General features: G+C 60.5%; 13 protein-coding genes. 7 read left to right on the forward strand and 6 right to left on the reverse strand.

The window, feature by feature from the left end; translation table 11 throughout:
• Nucleotides 1-144 precede the first annotated feature (144 nt).
• From OC445_RS16585 to OC445_RS16610, 6 genes are all read left to right on the forward strand, one after another.
• Nucleotides 145-963 carry an NAD-dependent epimerase/dehydratase family protein gene (locus OC445_RS16585; RefSeq protein WP_198790565.1) on the forward strand — a complete coding sequence of 273 codons (819 nt, stop codon included), beginning with the start codon at nucleotides 145-147 and terminating at the stop codon, nucleotides 961-963.
• Between the two features lie 26 nt (nucleotides 964-989).
• Nucleotides 990-1865: an SMP-30/gluconolactonase/LRE family protein gene (locus tag OC445_RS16590; RefSeq protein WP_198790566.1), complete on the forward strand. Its 876-nt coding sequence runs from the start codon at nucleotides 990-992 to the stop codon at nucleotides 1863-1865.
• A 45-nt stretch (nucleotides 1866-1910) separates the two neighbouring features.
• Nucleotides 1911-2873 (forward strand): TRAP transporter substrate-binding protein, encoded by a 963-nt coding sequence (locus OC445_RS16595; protein WP_003192291.1) that lies wholly within the window; start codon nucleotides 1911-1913, stop codon nucleotides 2871-2873.
• A 64-nt stretch (nucleotides 2874-2937) separates the two neighbouring features.
• Complete coding sequence (locus OC445_RS16600; RefSeq protein ID WP_054898249.1) at nucleotides 2938-3465, forward strand: TRAP transporter small permease; 528 nt, start codon at nucleotides 2938-2940, stop codon at nucleotides 3463-3465.
• A gap of 1 nt (nucleotide 3466) precedes the next feature.
• Nucleotides 3467-4747, forward strand: a complete 1281-nt coding sequence (locus OC445_RS16605) for a TRAP transporter large permease (protein WP_032903436.1) — start codon at nucleotides 3467-3469, stop codon at nucleotides 4745-4747.
• Nucleotides 4748-4892: 145 nt separating this feature from the next.
• Nucleotides 4893-5753 (forward strand): aldose 1-epimerase, encoded by an 861-nt coding sequence (locus tag OC445_RS16610; RefSeq protein ID WP_127880748.1) that lies wholly within the window; start codon nucleotides 4893-4895, stop codon nucleotides 5751-5753.
• Between the two features lie 121 nt (nucleotides 5754-5874).
• Here the strand turns inward: OC445_RS16610 and OC445_RS16615 are convergent, their stop codons facing one another.
• The 6 genes from OC445_RS16615 to OC445_RS16640 form a co-directional block, all read right to left on the reverse strand.
• Nucleotides 5875-7020, reverse strand: a complete 1146-nt coding sequence (locus OC445_RS16615; protein ID WP_054917397.1) for an HlyD family secretion protein — start codon at nucleotides 7018-7020, stop codon at nucleotides 5875-5877.
• A complete protein-coding gene (locus tag OC445_RS16620) occupies nucleotides 7017-8660 on the reverse strand; it encodes an MFS transporter (RefSeq protein WP_072446134.1) in 1644 nt (547 codons plus the stop codon). Before OC445_RS16620 ends, OC445_RS16615 begins: the two co-directional genes overlap by 4 nt.
• Before the next feature lie 177 nt (nucleotides 8661-8837).
• Nucleotides 8838-14111 (reverse strand): SET domain-containing protein-lysine N-methyltransferase, encoded by a 5274-nt coding sequence (locus OC445_RS16625; RefSeq protein WP_262020222.1) that lies wholly within the window; start codon nucleotides 14109-14111, stop codon nucleotides 8838-8840.
• A 137-nt stretch (nucleotides 14112-14248) separates the two neighbouring features.
• A complete protein-coding gene (locus OC445_RS16630; protein ID WP_262020223.1) occupies nucleotides 14249-15055 on the reverse strand; it encodes a sulfite exporter TauE/SafE family protein in 807 nt (268 codons plus the stop codon).
• Nucleotides 15056-16300, reverse strand: coding sequence for an FAD/NAD(P)-binding oxidoreductase (locus OC445_RS16635; protein ID WP_198790569.1), 1245 nt, complete (start codon nucleotides 16298-16300; stop codon nucleotides 15056-15058).
• Between the two features lie 51 nt (nucleotides 16301-16351).
• A complete protein-coding gene (locus OC445_RS16640; RefSeq protein WP_003174875.1) occupies nucleotides 16352-16687 on the reverse strand; it encodes an ArsR/SmtB family transcription factor in 336 nt (111 codons plus the stop codon).
• A gap of 94 nt (nucleotides 16688-16781) precedes the next feature.
• Between OC445_RS16640 and OC445_RS16645 the strand changes: the two genes are divergently transcribed.
• Nucleotides 16782-17645, forward strand: a complete 864-nt coding sequence (locus tag OC445_RS16645) for an MBL fold metallo-hydrolase (RefSeq protein WP_198790570.1) — start codon at nucleotides 16782-16784, stop codon at nucleotides 17643-17645.
• The last annotated feature ends 142 nt before the right edge of the window (nucleotides 17646-17787 follow it).

Here is a 17787-nt window from a genome sequence, read left to right on the forward strand (position 1 = left end):
CCTTTTCAGACTCACCGCTATCGCAGGCAAGCCAGCTCCCACCTTTGATCTCATGTGCCTGGAAGGACGTTGACAACACCAGGAATCCCTAACACTATTTCCCCATAGTCATACGACAACCTACAACAAAAATCTGGAAGGCCCATGACCACCACCACCCCCGCTCCCTTCAACCGTCTGTTGCTCACTGGTGCCGCCGGCGGCCTGGGCAAGGTCCTGCGTGAACGCATGCGTCCTTATGCCCAGGTGCTGCGCCTTTCGGATATCGCTGAAATGGCCCCCGCCACTGACGCTCGCGAAGAGGTACACATCTGCGACCTGGCCGACAAACACGCCGTGCATCAGTTGGTAGAGGGCGTCGACGCCATCCTGCACTTTGGCGGCGTTTCGGTGGAGCGCTCGTTCGAAGAGGTGCTGGGCGCGAACATCAGCGGCATTTTCCATATCTACGAAGCGGCCCGCCGCCACGGGGTCAAGCGGGTGATCTTCGCCAGTTCCAATCACGTGATTGGTTTCTACAAACAGGGCGTGCAACTCGACGCCCATTCCCCGCGCCGCCCGGACAGTTACTACGGCCTGTCCAAGTCCTACGGCGAAGACATGGCCAGTTTCTACTTCGACCGTTATGGCATCGAGACCGTGAGCATCCGTATCGGCTCCTCGTTCCCGCAACCGCAGAACCGCCGGATGATGCACACCTGGCTGAGTTTCGACGACCTGACCCAACTGCTCGAACGCGCGCTGTACACGCCCAACGTCGGCCATACCGTGGTGTACGGCATGTCGGCCAACCTCGACACCTGGTGGGACAACCGCTACGCCGCGCACCTGGGCTTTGCCCCCAAAGACAGCTCCGAAGTGTTCCGCGCCCAGGTCGAAGCCCAACCGCCCGTGGCCGCCGATGACCCGGCCAAGGTCTACCAGGGCGGTGCGTTCTGCGCGGCGGGGCCGTTCGGTGACTGAGTGCCCCGCAACCCAAGGGAATGACCATGACTGCTGAACTGATTGTCGATGCCCGCAATGCGGTGGGCGAATGCCCGGTGTGGGTGCCCGAAGAAAACGCCCTGTATTGGGTAGATATCCCCAACGGCGGCCTGCAACGCTGGAACGCCGCCACCGGCCATCTGGCGGCGTGGAAAGCCCCAGAGATGCTCGCCTGTATTGCGCGCACCCAGGCAGGCAATTGGGTCGCTGGCATGCAAACCGGCTTCTTCCAACTCACGCCCCACCACGACGGCAGCCTCGACACCGTGCCGCTGGCCAGCATCGAGCATTCACGCAAGGACATGCGTTTGAACGATGGCCGCTGCGATCGCCAGGGCCGTTTCTGGGCCGGCAGCATGGTGCTGGACATGGGCTTGAATGCCGCCGAAGGCGTCCTTTATCGCTATGGGTCCGGGGCTGCGCCCCACGCGCTACTGGAGGGGTTCATCACCCTCAACGGCCTGGCCTTCAGCCCCGATGGTCGCACGATGTACGCTTCCGATTCGCACCCGAAGGTACAAAAGGTCTGGGCGTTCGACTACGACATCGAGACCGGCACGCCGTCCAATCGCCGCCTGTTCATTGATATGAACGACTTCCCCGGGCGTCCCGACGGTGCAGCCGTGGACGCCGAGGGCGGATACTGGATCTGCGCCAACGACGCCGGGTTGGTTCACCGTTTCACCCCGGACGGTCGCCTGGGCCGCTCCCTGAGCGTGCCCGTGAAAAAACCCACCATGTGCGCCTTCGGTGGCAGCCGCCTGGACACTCTGTACGTCACCTCCATCCGCGACGACCCGAGTGAACAGTCGCTGTCTGGTGGCGTGTTCGCCCTCAACCCCGGCGTCCAAGGACTGCCCGAACCCCGCTTCATCGTTTAATCGCTGTGCCTTGAATACAACAATAACAAGACAGGAGTGACTTCCATGGACTTCAAACGCACCTTGCTCGCCGCTGCAATCTTCACCCTCAGCAGCGCAGCCCACGCGCTGGAAATCAAGTTCGCCGACATCCACCCCGCTGGCTACCCCACCGTGGTCGCAGAAGAAAACATGGGCAAGGCCCTGACCAAGGCGAGCAACGGCGAGCTGACCTTCAAGTATTTCCCCGGCGGTGTGCTGGGCTCCGAGAAGGAAGTGGTCGAACAGGCCCAGGTCGGCGCCGTGCAAATGACCCGCGTCAGCCTCGGCATCGTCGGCCCGGTGGTGCCGGACGTGAACGTGTTCAACCTGCCGTTCGTATTCCGCGACCAGGCGCATATGCGCAAGGTCATCGATGGCGAGATTGGCGACGAGATCCTCGCCAAGATCACCAACTCCGAGTTCGGCCTGGTGGCCCTGGCCTGGATGGATGGCGGCACGCGCAATCTCTATACCAAGAAACCGGTGCGCAAGATCGAAGACCTCAAGGGCATGAAGATCCGCGTGCAAGGCAACCCGATTTTCATCGAAGCCTTCAACGCCATGGGCGCCAACGGCATTGCCATGGACACCGGCGAGATCTTCAGCGCCCTGCAGACCGGGGTCATCGACGGCGCGGAAAACAACCCGCCGACCTTGCTGGAACACAACCACTTCCAGAACGCCAAGTACTACACCCTCACCGAACACCTGATCCTGCCTGAACCCATCGTGATGTCGAAAATCACCTGGAACAAGCTCGACCCCGCCCAGCAGGACATGGTCAAGGCCGCCGCCAAGGCCGCCCAGGCTGATGAGCGCGTGCTCTGGGACGCCAAGTCCGCCAGCAGTGAAGAGAAACTCAAGAAGGCCGGCGTGGAGTTCATCACTGTCGACAAAAAGCCCTTCTATGAGGCCACTGCGGCGGTGCGTGCCAAATACGGTGCGCCGTATGCGGACATGATCAAGCGCATCGACGCGGTTCAATAACCTCCCCTGCCCTGCATAAGGCCTGGCGCGGTCGGCATCGACGCGCCCGGTCACGGTGAACGCCATGAAGACTTTACTGCTGCGCTTCAATGACCGCCTTTACATGACCTGCATCTGGGTAGCCGGTCTTTCCGTCCTGGGGGTCGCCTTGATCATTCCCTGGGGTATCTTCACCCGCTACGCCCTCGGCACCGGTTCCAGCTGGCCGGAGCCCACCGCCATCCTGCTGATGCTGGTGTTCACCTTTATCGGCGCCGCTGCCAGTTATCGTGCCGGTGCGCACATGTCGGTAGCGATGATCACTGACCGCTTGCCGCCTGTCCAACGCCGCCTCGTCGGCATCCTCTCGCAACTGCTGATGGGCACCATCTGCGTGTTCATGACGATTTGGGGCACCAAGCTGTGCCTGTCCACCTGGAACCAATTCATGAGCGCCATCCCTACCCTGCGCGTAGGCATCACCTATATGCCGATCCCGATTGGCGGCGTGCTGACCCTGGTGTTCGTGGTCGAAAAGCTGCTGCTCGGTGATCAGAGCAACCGCAAGGTGGTGCGTTTCGATCTGGTTGAAGAAAACGAAGGGGCCGCCTGATATGGACGCATTGATTCTGTTGGGCAGCTTTGTTGTATTGATTCTGATCGGCATGCCGGTGGCCTATGCATTGGGGCTGTCGGCACTGATTGGCGCGTGGTGGATCGACATCCCGTTCCAGGCCCTAATGATTCAGATTGCCGGTGGGGTGAACAAGTTTTCGCTGATGGCGATTCCGTTCTTCGTACTGGCCGGGGCGATCATGGCCGAGGGCGGTATGTCGCGGCGCCTGGTGGCCTTTGCCGGGGTGCTGGTGGGCTTTGTGCGTGGCGGGTTGTCCCTGGTCAACATCATGGCTTCGACGTTTTTTGGCGCGATTTCCGGCTCATCCGTGGCCGATACCGCCTCGGTCGGCTCGGTGCTGATTCCGGAAATGGAACGGCGGGGTTATCCGCGCGAATTCGCCACCGCCGTGACCGTCAGCGGTTCGGTGCAGGCGCTGCTGACGCCGCCCAGCCATAACTCGGTGCTGTACTCCCTGGCGGCAGGCGGCACCGTCTCCATCGCCTCGCTGTTCATGGCCGGTGTGGTGCCGGGCCTGTTAATGAGCGCGTGCCTGATGGTGCTCTGCCTGATCTTCGCGAAAAAGCGCGACTACCCCAAAGGCGAAGTCATCCCCTTGAAGCAGGCGCTGAAGATCGCCGCCGATGCGCTCTGGGGCCTGATGGCCATGGTGATCATCCTCGGCGGCATCCTCTCGGGCATCTTCACCGCCACCGAGTCGGCGGCGATTGCGGTGTTGTGGGCATTCTTCGTGACCATGTTCATCTACCGCGACTACAAATGGCGCGAACTGCCCAAGCTGATGCATCGCACGGTGCGCACCATTTCCATCGTGATGATCCTGATCGCCTTCGCCGCCAGCTTCGGCTACATCATGACCCTGATGCAGATCCCGGCGAAGATCACCACGCTGTTCCTGACCCTGTCGGACAACCGCTACGTGATCCTGATGTGCATCAACGTCATGCTGTTGTTGCTCGGCACGGTGATGGACATGGCGCCGCTGATCCTGATCCTCACGCCTATCCTGATGCCGGTGATCCTGGGCATCGGCGTCGACCCGGTCCACTTCGGCATGATCATGCTGGTGAACCTGGGTATCGGCCTGATTACCCCGCCGGTGGGCGCGGTGCTGTTCGTCGGCGCGGCGGTGGGCAAGACCAGCATCGAGAAAACCGTAAAGGCCCTGCTGCCGTTTTATGCGGTGTTGTTCTTGGTGCTGATTGCGGTGACCTACGTTCCGGCGTTGTCGCTGTGGTTGCCCCACTTGGTGCTGTAAAGGCAAACCAATGTGGGAGCTGGCTTGCCTGCGATAGCGATCTGTCAGTGAACGCATTCGTGACTGATACACCGCTATCGCAGGCAAGCCAGCTCCCACAGTTGAATCCTCAGTGTTTGTTTTGACTTCACTAGGCAGGTCAATCGTGATTGAGCTTACAGATCAATTCACCCATCTGGTGCTCGCCCCCGCCATCGGCGGCAGCCTCGTCAACTGGACGGTACGCGACACCGGGCAACCGCTATTGCGGCACAGCGACAAGCACGCGATCAATACCGGGCTGCCGGGCAAGCTGGGCTGCTATCCATTAGCGCCCTGGTCCAACCGCATCGCCCACGGCGGCTTCGACAACCCCGATGGCTGGCTGGCACTGGCACCCAATAGCCCCACTGACCCTTTTCCGATTCACGGTTCGGCCTGGCAGCAGGTATGGCAGGTGACAAGCCAGTCAGAACATGAAGTGGTGTTGGAGCTGCGCTGCGAAACGCCCTTCGCCTATCACGCCCGCCAACGGTTTCGCTTGAACAACGGTGAGTTGAATATCCAATTGTATGTAACTCACTTGGCCGAGCAACCCGCCTGGCATGGGCTGGGCTTGCATCCGTACTTGCCGCGCCGGCCGGGTACGCGGCTGCAGGCAAAGGCTAGGCAAGTGTGGATGAGTGATGCAGCCAAGCTGCCCACAAGGCTGGAACCTGTTCCCGAGGCCTGGGATTTTCGGCAACTCAAAGGATTGCCAGAGGGGCTGGTGGACAACGGCTTTTGCGGCTGGGATGGGCACTGCGTGATCGAACAACCGGAGCTTGGCTATCGCCTCGAATGCCAGGCCAGCGGCGCCGATTACTTCCTGCTGTACTGCCCGCCAGGGTTGGAGTTTTTCTGCATCGAACCGGTGAGCCATCCGGTGAATGCCCATCACCTGGCGGGCAAGCCTGGCCTGAAGCTGCTGGAGCAAGGCCAGTCAACCCACCTGGCATTCAACCTGAAATGCACTCCAAATGCCTGAACTGTAGGAGCGAGCTTGCTCGCGAAAAACTCACAGGCGCCGCGTTCATTCAGAAAACACGCGTTATTGTTGACGTTTTTCGCGAGCAAGCTCGCTCCTACAGTCAGAGGATGCGTCAACGTCAGGGTGGGCTGTTTTTCAGGCGCCCTGCTGTATCGATACTCACCACCACCGACAACCCCGGCCGCAAGCGCTCACTCTCGGCCTGGTCCGGGTCCACGATGATGCGCACCGGCACCCGCTGGGCGATCTTGACGAAGTTGCCGGTGGCGTTGTCCGCCTGCAACAGGCTGAACTCGGAACCAGTGGCCGGGGAAATATGCTGCACCGTGCCATGGAATTTGCGGTGGTTCAGCGCATCCACGGTGAACGTGACCGGCTGGCCGACCTGCACATTGTCCATCTGGGTTTCTTTCATATTGGCAATCACCCACAACTGCTTGGGCACCAGCGCCATCAGTTGCGCGCCGGAATTGACGTAGGCGCCGAGGCGCACGCCGATCTGCCCGAGCTGACCATCCCGTGGCGCCGTGATGCGTGTATTAGACAGGTCAATGCGCGCCAACTCCACCGCCGCCTCGGCACTCGCGACAGCTGCCTCCAGGGAGCCGCGGTTGACGATTACCGTCTGCAAATCTTGGCGGGCGATTTCCAGGCTGGCCTGGGCCTGGGCCACGGCGGCGATGGTCTGCGCGTTGGCCGCACGGGTCACGTCCAGTTCGCGTTTGGACACCGAACCATCGCTGATCAGTTCTTCATTGCGGCGCAAATCCGCAGTGCTCTTGCGTGCCTGGGCCTGGCTGTCGACCAACGCGGCCTGGCGCAGCTTGATGGTCGCTTCGGCGCTGTTGCGTTGCTGCACCACGTTGGCCAACGAGGCCTTCTGCACCGCCAGTTGCGCAAGGGCCTGGTCGAGGCGTTGCTTGTAGATACGGTCATCCAGGCGCACCAGCAGGTCGCCGGTCTTGACGTACTGGAAGTCCTGCACCGGCACTTCGAACACATAGCCGCTGAGCTGCGGGCCGATAATCGTCACCTGCCCACGCACCAAAGCGTTCTCGGTGGTTTCCACCGCGCTGCTGAACGGCGGCAGTTGCCAGGCGTACAGCACAATCAGCACACCGATGATGGCGATGGCGGCAAAGCCCAGGGACGAGATGATACGCACGCGCAAGGGCCGCAATTGGGTAGGCACCGCGCCCGGGGGCGTGCTGCCTTCCGGCGTGGCGGCGATGGCGGTCGTGGTGGTGGTTGAAGGTTCAGTCATGAAGTTGCGCCGCTGGGTTGAACAGGAGGAATTGCCTTGGTGGTGCTCATCAACCACAGGCTACGGGTGAAGATCCACAGCATGGTCAGGATCGCGATAATCGCGATCAGCATGAAGACATCGTTGTAAGCCATGACGTTCGCCTCGCGGGTGGCCGCCGTGGCCAGGCTGCGGATGCCCATGAGGTTGCGCAGTTCCGGGTCAGCGACGATCTTGCCATAGGCCGCGCCACCACTCTGCACACGCGCCGCCACAAGCGGGTCGATCAGGGTCAGGTGCTCGACGATCATGCTCGAATGGTACTTCTCGCGCACGATCTGGAAGGTGCCTAGCAACGCCGCACCGATCAGGCCGCCGAGGTTCTGGCAGATCCCGAACATCACCGAGAAGCTCACCAGGTTGCGCGGGTTGGTGAGTACGTTTTTGGTGCCCAGCACCATGGTCGGCCCCAGGAAGAACGTACCGCCGAAGCCTAGCAGGAACTGGCTGATATAGAGGTTCTGCGGACGGGTGAGGTTGCTGGAAAAACTGTCCATCACCGAACCTGTCGCCATCAGCGCCAGGGAAATGATCAGCGGCATCAGCAAATGCGCCGGGTTGATCGTCAGCGCGCTGACCACCAGCCCGGCAATCGCCCCGGCCAGCATCACCACGTACAGGGTGTGCATCTGCTGGTAGCTCATGTTCAACATCTGCATGAACCCCACCGCACCGGTGGATTGCTCGGACAGCACCATGCGAATCAGCACCACCGCCAACGCCAGGCGGATCATCACGCCGCTGCCCAGCCAGCGCGTCATCAGCATCGGGTTGCTGCGGTTATGCTCGATGGCGAGCCCCGCCATGATCAGCACCAGGGAACAGGCCGAGGCTACGCCGATCCACGGCGCTTCCAGCCACCAGTCGATGCGCCCAAGGGACAGCACCGCACAGAGCAAGGCCACGCCGCTGGCGAGGATGGCGAAGGTGAGAAAATCGAGTTTTTCAAAGGTCTTGAAGCGATCGCCCGGCGGCAGCTTGAGCAGGAACACGCAGCCCAGGCAGATCAGCGCCAGGCCCAGTTCGAACAAATACAGCCCGCGCCATTCGGCAATTTGCAGCAAGTCTTCGGAAAACAGCCGCGCGAGGGGCAGCGCCAACTGCGCGGTACCCAGCCCCAACACCAAAGCTTTCAAACGCCACTTGGCCGGGAATGCCTGGATCATGTAGTACAAGCCCAACGAACTCAGCGCCGCACCCACCATGCCATGGGCGGCCCGTACCGCAATCGCCGAACTGAGGTCATTGACGAACAAGTGGCCGAAGGTCACCAGCGCGTAAAGCACCAGGAACACCTCGGTAAACGCGCGCAGGCCGAACTGTTGGCGAAACTTTACCAGCAGCAGGTTCATGCACACGTTAGTCATTACATAGGCGGCGGGCAGCCAGGCCATTTCCGCGGTGGTCGCGCCCAAGGCGCCTTGCAGGTATTGCAGGTTGGCGATGACCAGGGCGTTACCCAAGCCGCCGGTGATTGCCACCAGCACGCCGACCAGCGCGAAAAGCCAGCGCTTATGCGTAGGATGCAGCGGCGTCGACGGCGAGCCAGGCAGGCTCGGCCGCTCGTGGGGTTGCCAGGTGTGGGGGGTGTATTTATCCATTCGGTGACCTTGGTAAGCCGGGGTGCAAGGCCGGTGAATCCGTTATACAGAGGAACAGTAACCTGAGAGGCGTTCATGTTGCCATCTTGAGGACGCAATTGATCGTCAATGGGGCACAGTCAAATGGCGCCCACTGCCCGGCATCATTTGTCTTGCCCCTTCGCCCAGCGCTTGAACTCAGCGATCAGGGTCCGGCTTGATCGCTATATCAGGCACCGGCTTATAGAACGGTCCATAGTCCAGCAGTAGCTCCTCGCCTCTCTTGATGTCCTTGAGCGCCACATAGAACGTCAGGTTTTTCCCGACCGCGATGGACACGACATTGTTGGACATCCACGCAGGCCCCTCGCCCAGTTGCGAGGTATTGATCAGGCTCAGGGTGTTGCCAGTGTGCAGGCCGCTCACCGTCCGGGTACCCGAGCGCGTACCGAACAGGTAAGTCATTACAGCTCGCGAACCTTGCTTGCGCTGCTCCTCGAACAGTGACGCTTCGTCTGCATGGTATTTGCCTGCATAAGGGCCAAGCACTTCAAATTGGGGGATATCGCGCCGCGCCCATACCGAAGCGCCGCGAGCCGGCCCCCCATCGTCCAACGGCGTGACCACCTCCAGGGCATCGTCAAATCGGGTCTGATGCTGGCCTTCGGTGCGCAGCCAGTCTTTGATCGACGCCTTGATCTGTGCTGAAACCCTCGCCTTAGTCGGGCTATCAAGCCCATCGAGCACGCCATTCCAGTGGGAGATGCGGATGTCATCGATCGGGCCTTCGAGTGATTGGGTCAAGCTGATTCTGGGGTTCACCGGGTCCTGCAGAATCGGCAGCGTGTTGTCGATCTGATGACGAGGCAATGTTGGGAAATCGCTGGGTTCAACCTTGATCACCACGGGCGGGACTGTCGAAGCGGGGGCTGGGGCCCCCAGGCCTTGCGTTGTGCCGGCGCCGACCTTTGATGGTGGCGGGTCCAAGGGCTCTGATGCGGGGCGTTTTCGTGGACTATCCGTAACCGATTGCCCAGGAACGGGGCGCGGCCCAGTGCCTTGCTGTAACCGTCCCAGACGTTGCGAGGCGTTCGCTGTAAACGAGCCGTCCGCTCTCACGTACTTACTCCAGAGGTCTGGACTAAGCCTGTGCTGTTGCACAAACTGCGCCTGCGTGACGGAATTGTCTGCGCTCTCGGCAAGCGCTTGCCACTGGCGCAAAAGGTCACCGGTAATCCTGCGATAGGCGCCATCGGTTACATTCTTCATCAGGGCTTCGCCGGCCGCCGACAGGCCACCATCAGGACGGACATACGCTCTGAACGAATGCACACTCAGGTTATGCTGAACGGCGAACCCCTCCATGGTCATGGTCTCACGCGCCTGCTGAGTCAGCTTTTGCCACCTATCGATATGCGTTTCGGTCACCCTGCCCGCCGCCATGTTGGCAGAGCGGTCGCGCACCGTCACACCGGCAGGGCTCAGTTTGCCGTCAGGCTGCACGTAATACTCAAAGGTTCTCGGGGATAGATGTTTCTGGCGAGCAAAGCCCCTGCGTGTAAGGCTTCGTTGCTGCGCGGGCGGCAACGCCTCCCACTCGCGCAAATGCCCAGCCGTGATCAACTCCATGCGCGCCCTGGGAACATGGGTGATCGGGCCCAGTGCGGCGCGCTCAAGGCGTTCGCTGGCGGTCTTTTTCAAGGAACCATCAGCGTTGACCCAGTCTCTCCAAGTGGCTGGATGGAGCCCGTTGTCGCTTGTGAACTGCGCTTGCGTGATCGCATTATTCGGGTCCTCGAAATAGGCTTTCCACTGGCGAAGGTGGTCGTCGGTAATCTTGTTAGGGGCAATACCGACCACCCTGTCCATCAGTTCTCTACCGACCGGCCCCAATGTACCGTCTCGCCGCACATGGGTTTTGAACGAGCCTGGATTAACGTGATAAAGCTCGGCAAACCCCTCGAGCGTCATTTCGTCACGCTCCGTCTGTGGCATGTCTTGCCAATCACGGATATGGGTTTCAGTCACGGTATAAAATGGCGTATTGGGTGCACGGTCGCGCACCGCCACGCCGATAGCGGTCAACTGACCATCTGGTTTTACATAGCGATTGAACACTTTCGGGTGCAGATGTTGCTGCCGGGCGAAGCCTGCGGGGGTAAGGCTTTGCTGCTGCTCCAATGATAACGCCTGCCAAGCGCGCAAATGATCGGCCATGGGGGTCTGGGCCTGAACAGCGGACGCCCGTGCGGCGCTTTGCAGTGCGCGTTCCAGACGCTGCGCGCCCGCCCCCTTCAACGAGCCGTCCGCGTTGACGTACTGCGCCCAGCTACGTTGGCTGAGCCCGTGCTGGCTCACGAACTGCGCTGACGTCAATGAGTTGCCTGGTTGCCTGAAAAGCTCATCCCACTGGCGTAAATGATCATCGGTAATCTGGTTACTTTTGGTGGGAACAGAGGAGTTGATCAGCGTTTCCCCGCGGGTCATCAGGGTACCGTCCTTGCGCGCATACGTTTTGAACGTACCCGGCCGAAGGTTATGAAGAACAGCAAACCCCTCCTGGGTCATTTCGTCACGCTGCGCCTGAGTCATGTTTTTCCACTCACGCACATGCGTTTCGGTCACCTTTGCGGTGAATGCGTTGGCAGGGCGATCACGCACGAGCACGCCGCTATCGGTTAACTGACCGTCTGGCTTTACGAAAAACTCAAAGGTTTTCTGTGTGAGTTTATTCTGCTTGGCAAAGCCCTTTCGGGTCAGCCTTATCTGCTCCTGCGGCGACAAGGCCTCCCAGGCCTTCAAGTGCTCAGCAGTGATCTGCCCGCCGCCGGGTGCCCCCAGGCGTTGCCATTCGTCGCCCTGTACATGCTGGACCAACAACTCGGTTTGCCGGTTGTTGTGATAAACCCGGGCCTGCACGGTGCCGTCTTCCGTGCGCGACACCTGGCGCACCTCATACACCGCTGTGTCACCGTTGCTGTCGGTATGGCGTATGTGCGAGGAGTGCCCATCGGCTGCCACATATACGCCCTGGCTGTTGCGTGTGAGCCCTGCGATTTTGGATTCAGGCACTTTGAAGTGCCCGAACAGCTCATGGCTCAGCTCACTTGGCCCATCGAAGCTCGCAGTGTCCACCTCACCGTCGACAGCCTGGGTTGCGGCCTTGAACTCATCGAGCGGGCCGCCATAAGGCCGCATCGCGTCGGCATCGAATGCATACCACTTGCCACCCTTGAGCACCGCGGCCCCCTCCACCGTCTGGCCTGCCACCTTCACGGTGCCGGTTGCGGCGGCCTCGTACTGTTTGCTGATCGCCTTCAACACGTCATAACTGCCGGTGGCGCCCCTGAGCTTGTTGACGGCCTTGACGCCTTTGGACAATACATAGAGACCAGCGCTACCCACCAACCTGGGCAAATCGCCCACCCCGCCGACGGGGTTGAGTACGTCAATGGCCGCCACGCCGATGACCTTGACCGCCCGCAATGCCTTGGCCCCGGCAGACAACGCAGAACGGCCGACCTTGAGCAACTTTCCTGCGGTGGCGGTGCCGGCGGTAAGAAAACCGAATACATCCAGCAAGAGGTCAAAAGCACCCGCGCCATACTGCCCGTTCTGAAAATTGATAATGGCGGACCTGAACGGGATCAGGTTCAACAAAAACTCGCTCAGCTGTGCGTTCGCCTTGTCCAAGGCGGTTTGCCCACGGGCCTGCTGTTTGATAGCGGGATCGTCGAGGTCCAAGTGTTCGACAAACGCCGTGGCAATCCCATGGGATCGAGCGCTGGTAAAGCTATCCCAAGGCGCGTTATTCAGCGGTCGCTCACGTCCCAGATCATCGGCTTTATGGCTGGGCGTGAATACTTTGGTCGTCGAAACCTTGTTGCCATCCCTGTCTTCCTTAACCTTTGTACTGTAAAGGCTCGTTTTTTCAATCGTGCCTTTATTGAAGTCGATGACGTAGGCGTGCGACGTGCCTTGCAGCTCGGTCTTGACCAGCAGCCCTGGTTCATTTTGAGCATACGTATTATTGAAATGCCCATCCATGACGTATGAGCCTTCCTGGAAAAAACTGACCTTTCCAAACTCGAAATGCTTGCGATCCTGTAAGGGCAGTTGCGAGATCATGTGCCTGACCGTTGTATTGACGGCGGCCTTTTTTTCCTCCATTGCACGGCTGAACTGCCGTTCGAATTCTGCCGGCACGCCAAATTGCCGATTGGCGTTCAAACTCGTTAGTACCCTTTGCAGGTCGTTGCCCTTGAGTGAGCTGCTGGGTTCGTGCGCCTTGAAAGGCCGGGACTCCAGCCAGTCGTCCATGGCGACATCCAAGAGTGAAATACCTCCCCCTTCAATCTTCACGTAGTGCTGATCGACAGCAAATACTTTCGCCTCGAAAAACGCGCCAAGGTCGCCAAATCGCTCCTTGAGCTTGGTCAGGGCGATCTCTTTTCGCGTGGGCAATGCCTTATCCAGTGCATGGGAGGCAGTGAGCCGGGTGTCCAGCTGGGCGTTGAATGCGGCCCTTGCCGATTCAAGTTGCGCGGGTGGATAGTCGCCATTCTGTCTTTTTGTGAGAACGCCACTGGCCACGGCCCAGTCCAGCAATGCCACCGTCTCTGCCGCTTGGGTAACTCCTGGGTCAACCCGCCGTGCTTCTTGCGCCTCGCTCATGACCTGGGCAAACGTCATGCCGGGGACTTTGCCCGGCGTCTGCGCCTCAATCGTCATCGCAGCAATCGCCAGGCTCGCCCATGCCTGGCTGCCGACTTTCACCGTCGCAGGAATGTCTTTGATCAGAAACTGCGGCGCCGACTTGGCCAGCAACAGGTACGCGCCGACACTTGCCAGTGCAGCGCTGGTTTTGCCAGTACGACTCAAATGTTCGGCCAAGCCAGCCATCACCGTGGCTGCGTGGTGTCCCCCATGCGTGTCACCGCCCAGATCAAACCCGGCGACGCTGTTGCAATCGGGTGCGGTGATCGACTCAGGGTCCATCTGCAGTGCGATAGCGGCCAGTAGGTAATCGCTCGCGCTGCTTTCGCTGTCAATGCCCTGCATTGTTTGCTGCAGCGCGTTGCCCATCCGTTGCCCTTGCGGGGAATTGACCAGCGCTTCGAGTATTTTGGCCGGGTTGCTCCCCACTTCTGCCGGCAGCGGCTGGCGATACCGCAGAAACTCCAGTACGCCACCCTTGGTTTGCATCACCAGCGGTTGGTCGCCCAGAGGGTGTGCGTAATTCATCGTCGCAAGGCGCAAGCGCCGCTGCTCGTCTGCACTCAAGGGATTTGGCCAGGATAATGCCCCGCCCAAATGGCCCAGTGAGAAGACAGGACTGTTGGGTAATGGCAAATTCTGGCTGGGACGCTGGGGCGTCAACGACGGTTCAAGGTCATCGGCCAAAAGCGGTGGCCGTTTTTCAGCTGCTGCCAAGGGAAGCGAAAAATGCGTATGTGCTGCGGTAATTGTCATAAAGCGCCTGTGCATAGTCGAAGAATCATCCAGGCAAAAGCGCGTTTCGGCGCTTGCGGCCGTTCACTGAGTGTCAGCGCTCAATGAGGAGGTTCCTGACCAAGTACAAGATTTCGTGACAGCGCACAGGTACAGCGTCAGAGCAACGCGCTGGCTAGCATCCCAATCGCCACCACTCCACACAGGCTGGCGAACCCCACTTGCAACACCCGCGCGGGGATCACCGAACACAACCGCCTTCCCACCAACATGCCGACGACGCTCGCACCAATAAACACCCAGCCCACCGGCTCGATGCTCACGCCCGCATGAAACGCACCGGCCACGCCGATCAGCGACAGCAGGCTGACCACCATTAACGACGTGGCGACGATCCCGCGCATCTGCACGTCGGTCAGTTGCTTGAACGCCGGCACGATCAGGAAGCCGCCGCCCACGCCCAGCAAACCTGAAACGGCGCCGGTCACCGCTCCCAACGCCGCCAGGGTGGCGCTGCATTTGGCGGTCCAGGCCAGGCGACCGGTCTGCTGGTTGAGCATGCAGTTTTTCTGGCCCCACGATGCCGCACCATGGTCACTCGGCCCAGCCTCGCGCTTTTCCCGTTGCAGCATGCGCCAGGCCACCAGCACCATCAGCGCGCTGAACAGACCCATCAGCACCGGTTCCGACAGTTGGTGGGCGACAAACACGCCCAACGGCGAAAACAGCGCGCCGAGCAGGGCGATCAGTAACGCTGCACGGTAACGCACCAAGCCATGACGCAAGCCATCAATGGCACCAACCGCTGCCGCTGCGCCCACCGCAAGCAATGACACAGGCGCGGCCTGGGTCATGGTCAAGCCCAGCCCCAGCACCAGCGCCGGCACCCCAAGGATGCCGCCGCCCGCGCCAGTCAGGCCCATGACCAGGCCCATCAATACACCCAACACACTGGCCAGCAGCATTCAGTCCACCTTGCTCAGACGGGTCAGCCACTCGCGGCCCTTGAGCATGCCATTCCAGTAGAACCACGGCAGCAGCGTGGCCTTGAGGAACCACATCGAACGGCGTGCTTGCGTGGGATCGAGGGGAAAGGTCGGCAGCAACGTGCCGCCGTAGCCAAACTCGGCCAGCACCACCTTGCCCTTCTCCACCGTCAGTGGGCAGGAACCATAGCCGTCATATTTGAGCGGCAAAGGTGCCTGCTTGCGCAGGGCCAGCAGGTTTTCGGCCACCACCACAATTTGCTTGCGCACCGCTGCCGCCGTCTTGGCGTTGGTGGTGCCGCACACATCGCCCAGGCCGAAGATATGCGGGTAGCGCAGGTGTTGCAGGCTATGGGGGTTCACTTCGCACCAGCCGGCGGCGTCGGCCAGTGAGCTCTGGCGGATAAAGTCCGGGGACAACTGCGGCGGTACGACGTGGAGCATGTCGAAGGTTTTCTCTTCGACCGTCGCGTTGCCTTCGGCGTCTTTGACTTCAAACCAGGCTTTGCGCGCCGGGCCGTCGACTTTCACCAGGTTGGAGTTGAACGCCAGGCGAGCGTTGTATTTTTCGACGTACTTCATCAGCGGCGGCACAAAGGTTGGCACACCGAACAACGCCGCACCGGCCAGGTTGAACTCGACGTCGATGTGTTTGAGGTCGCCCTGCTTGAGCCAGTGGTCGCAGGACAGGTACATGGCTTTTTGCGGCGCGCCGGCACATTTGATCGGCATCGCCGGCTGGGTGAACAACGCCTTGCCACCCTTGAGCTGCTGCACCAACTGCCAGGTGTACGCGGCATGCTCGTAGCTGTAGTTGGACGTGACACCGTGCTGGCCAAGGGTGTCTTGCAGGCCTTCGATTTTTTCCCAGGCCAGGCGCAGGCCAGGGCAGACGATAAGGTTCTTCCAGGTGACGCGCTGGCCGCTGTCGAGCACCAGGGTGTTTTCATCGGGCAACAGTTCGCTGACGGCGGCCTGCACCCAGCTGACGCCATTGGGCAGCACATCGGCCAGGGGCCGGCGGGTCTTGTGCAGGTCGTAAGCGCCGCCGCCGACCAGGGTCCAGGCCGGTTGGTAGCAGTGGTAGTCGTTAGGTTCGATGAGGGTGATGTTCAGCTGCGGGTCGCGCTTGAGCAGGCTGGCCAGCAGGCCGATGCCTGCCGAGCCGCCGCCGATGACTACGATATCGCCACTGATGGTGGGTCCCCAGTGTTGTTCGGTCATTGTCTACTGCCTTTTTGAGTCAATGCACACAAGGGTCGCTGCCGGATGGCGTCACGCCCAGCTTTTGATGACCGCGCCGCAATACAGCCCGGACAGGGTTTTCATCACTTGAATCACTTCGTGGCTGGCCAACCCGTAGAAAATGTATTTGCCTTCCCGACGGGTGGCGACCAGCCCTTCATCGCGCAGGATGCCCAACTGTTGTGACAGGGTGGGCTGGCGTACGCCGGTCAGGGCTTCCAGCTCGCCGACGTTGCGCTCGCCCTGGGTCAACTGGCACAGGATCAACAAGCGATCTTCGTTGGCCAGGGCCTTGAGCAAGGCACAGGCCTTGGACGCCGATGCACGCAACTGGGCGACCTCGCCCTCACTCAACGTAGATTCCATTTGCCTCGGGTCCTTTAAGTCACTTAAGCTCAAAACATTATGTGTAAACGTAAACTGATTGTAACCACTTTTTTCTTCAGCAGAGACAGCCGCCATGCCAGCGTTGATTCAAGCCTTTCTGGATGACGCATCGTCGACCTACACCTATATCGTCTATGAAGCCGATGGCGGCCCCTGCGCCATCGTCGACTCGGTGCTCAATTACGACCCGGCTTCGGGGCGCACCGATACGGCACAAGCCGACAAGGTGATTGCCTTTGTGCGCGAGCATGGCCTGCACGTGCAGTGGCTGCTGGAAACCCACGCCCATGCCGACCACCTGTCCGCCGCGCCCTACCTGCACCGCACCTTGGGCGGCAAGATCGCGATAGGCGAGTCGATCAGCAAGGTGCAGGGCGTGTTCAAGAACCTGTTCAACCTCGAGCCGGAATTTCGCGTGGACGGCTCGCAGTTCGATCACCTGTTTGCGCCGGATGAAATCTTTCATATCGGCAACTTGAAGGCCCAGGCGTTGCATGTGCCCGGACACACCCCGGCGGACATGGCTTATTTGATCGACGGCCGCTTGATCCTGGTGGGCGACACCCTGTTCATGCCCGACGTCGGCACCGCCCGCTGCGACTTCCCCGGCGGCGATGCGCGGCAGTTGTACGCGTCGATGCGCAAGCTGTTGGCGTTCCCCTCCGATACCAGGCTGTATGTGTGTCATGACTATCCGCCTGAAGGCCGTGAGGCCAGGTACCAGACCACCGTGGCGGAACAACGGGCGGGCAATATTCATGTGCATGATGGGGTGGATGAAGCGGCGTTTGTACAGATGCGCACCCAGCGTGATGCTGGATTGGGCATGCCAACGTTGTTGCTTCCGGCGATCCAGGTAAATGTGCGGGCTGGAAATATGCCGCCGGCAGAAGAGAACGGCGTGACGTACCTGAAAATCCCCCTCAACCAACTTTAGAAGCACCGATCCGCTGTGGGAGCTGGCTTGCCTGCGATAGCGGTGGGTCAGTTGGCCCATTTGCCCGATATACCGCTCTATACCGACCAACGGTAACCACGATGCGAAGCGAGCCGCTCTTGATCTGCTTTTGATCTTAGGC

Origin of the sequence: Pseudomonas sp. Pse35 (assembly GCF_024519715.1) — a bacterium.
In the GTDB taxonomy this organism is placed as follows: domain Bacteria; phylum Pseudomonadota; class Gammaproteobacteria; order Pseudomonadales; family Pseudomonadaceae; genus Aquipseudomonas; species Aquipseudomonas paracarnis.

Coding starts and splice junctions, on each gene's coding strand:
- OC445_RS16615 (WP_054917397.1), bottom strand. CDS start 7,020: ATGACTGAACCTTCAACCACCACCACGACCGCCATCGCCGCCACGCCG.
- OC445_RS16625 (WP_262020222.1), bottom strand. CDS start 14,111: ATGACAATTACCGCAGCACATACGCATTTTTCGCTTCCCTTGGCAGCA.
- OC445_RS16600 (WP_054898249.1), top strand. CDS start 2,938: ATGAAGACTTTACTGCTGCGCTTCAATGACCGCCTTTACATGACCTGC.
- OC445_RS16645 (WP_198790570.1), top strand. CDS start 16,782: ATGCCAGCGTTGATTCAAGCCTTTCTGGATGACGCATCGTCGACCTAC.
- OC445_RS16585 (WP_198790565.1), top strand. CDS start 145: ATGACCACCACCACCCCCGCTCCCTTCAACCGTCTGTTGCTCACTGGT.
- OC445_RS16595 (WP_003192291.1), top strand. CDS start 1,911: ATGGACTTCAAACGCACCTTGCTCGCCGCTGCAATCTTCACCCTCAGC.
- OC445_RS16620 (WP_072446134.1), bottom strand. CDS start 8,660: ATGGATAAATACACCCCCCACACCTGGCAACCCCACGAGCGGCCGAGC.
- OC445_RS16635 (WP_198790569.1), bottom strand. CDS start 16,300: ATGACCGAACAACACTGGGGACCCACCATCAGTGGCGATATCGTAGTC.
- OC445_RS16640 (WP_003174875.1), bottom strand. CDS start 16,687: ATGGAATCTACGTTGAGTGAGGGCGAGGTCGCCCAGTTGCGTGCATCG.
- OC445_RS16590 (WP_198790566.1), top strand. CDS start 990: ATGACTGCTGAACTGATTGTCGATGCCCGCAATGCGGTGGGCGAATGC.
- OC445_RS16630 (WP_262020223.1), bottom strand. CDS start 15,055: ATGCTGCTGGCCAGTGTGTTGGGTGTATTGATGGGCCTGGTCATGGGC.
- OC445_RS16605 (WP_032903436.1), top strand. CDS start 3,467: ATGGACGCATTGATTCTGTTGGGCAGCTTTGTTGTATTGATTCTGATC.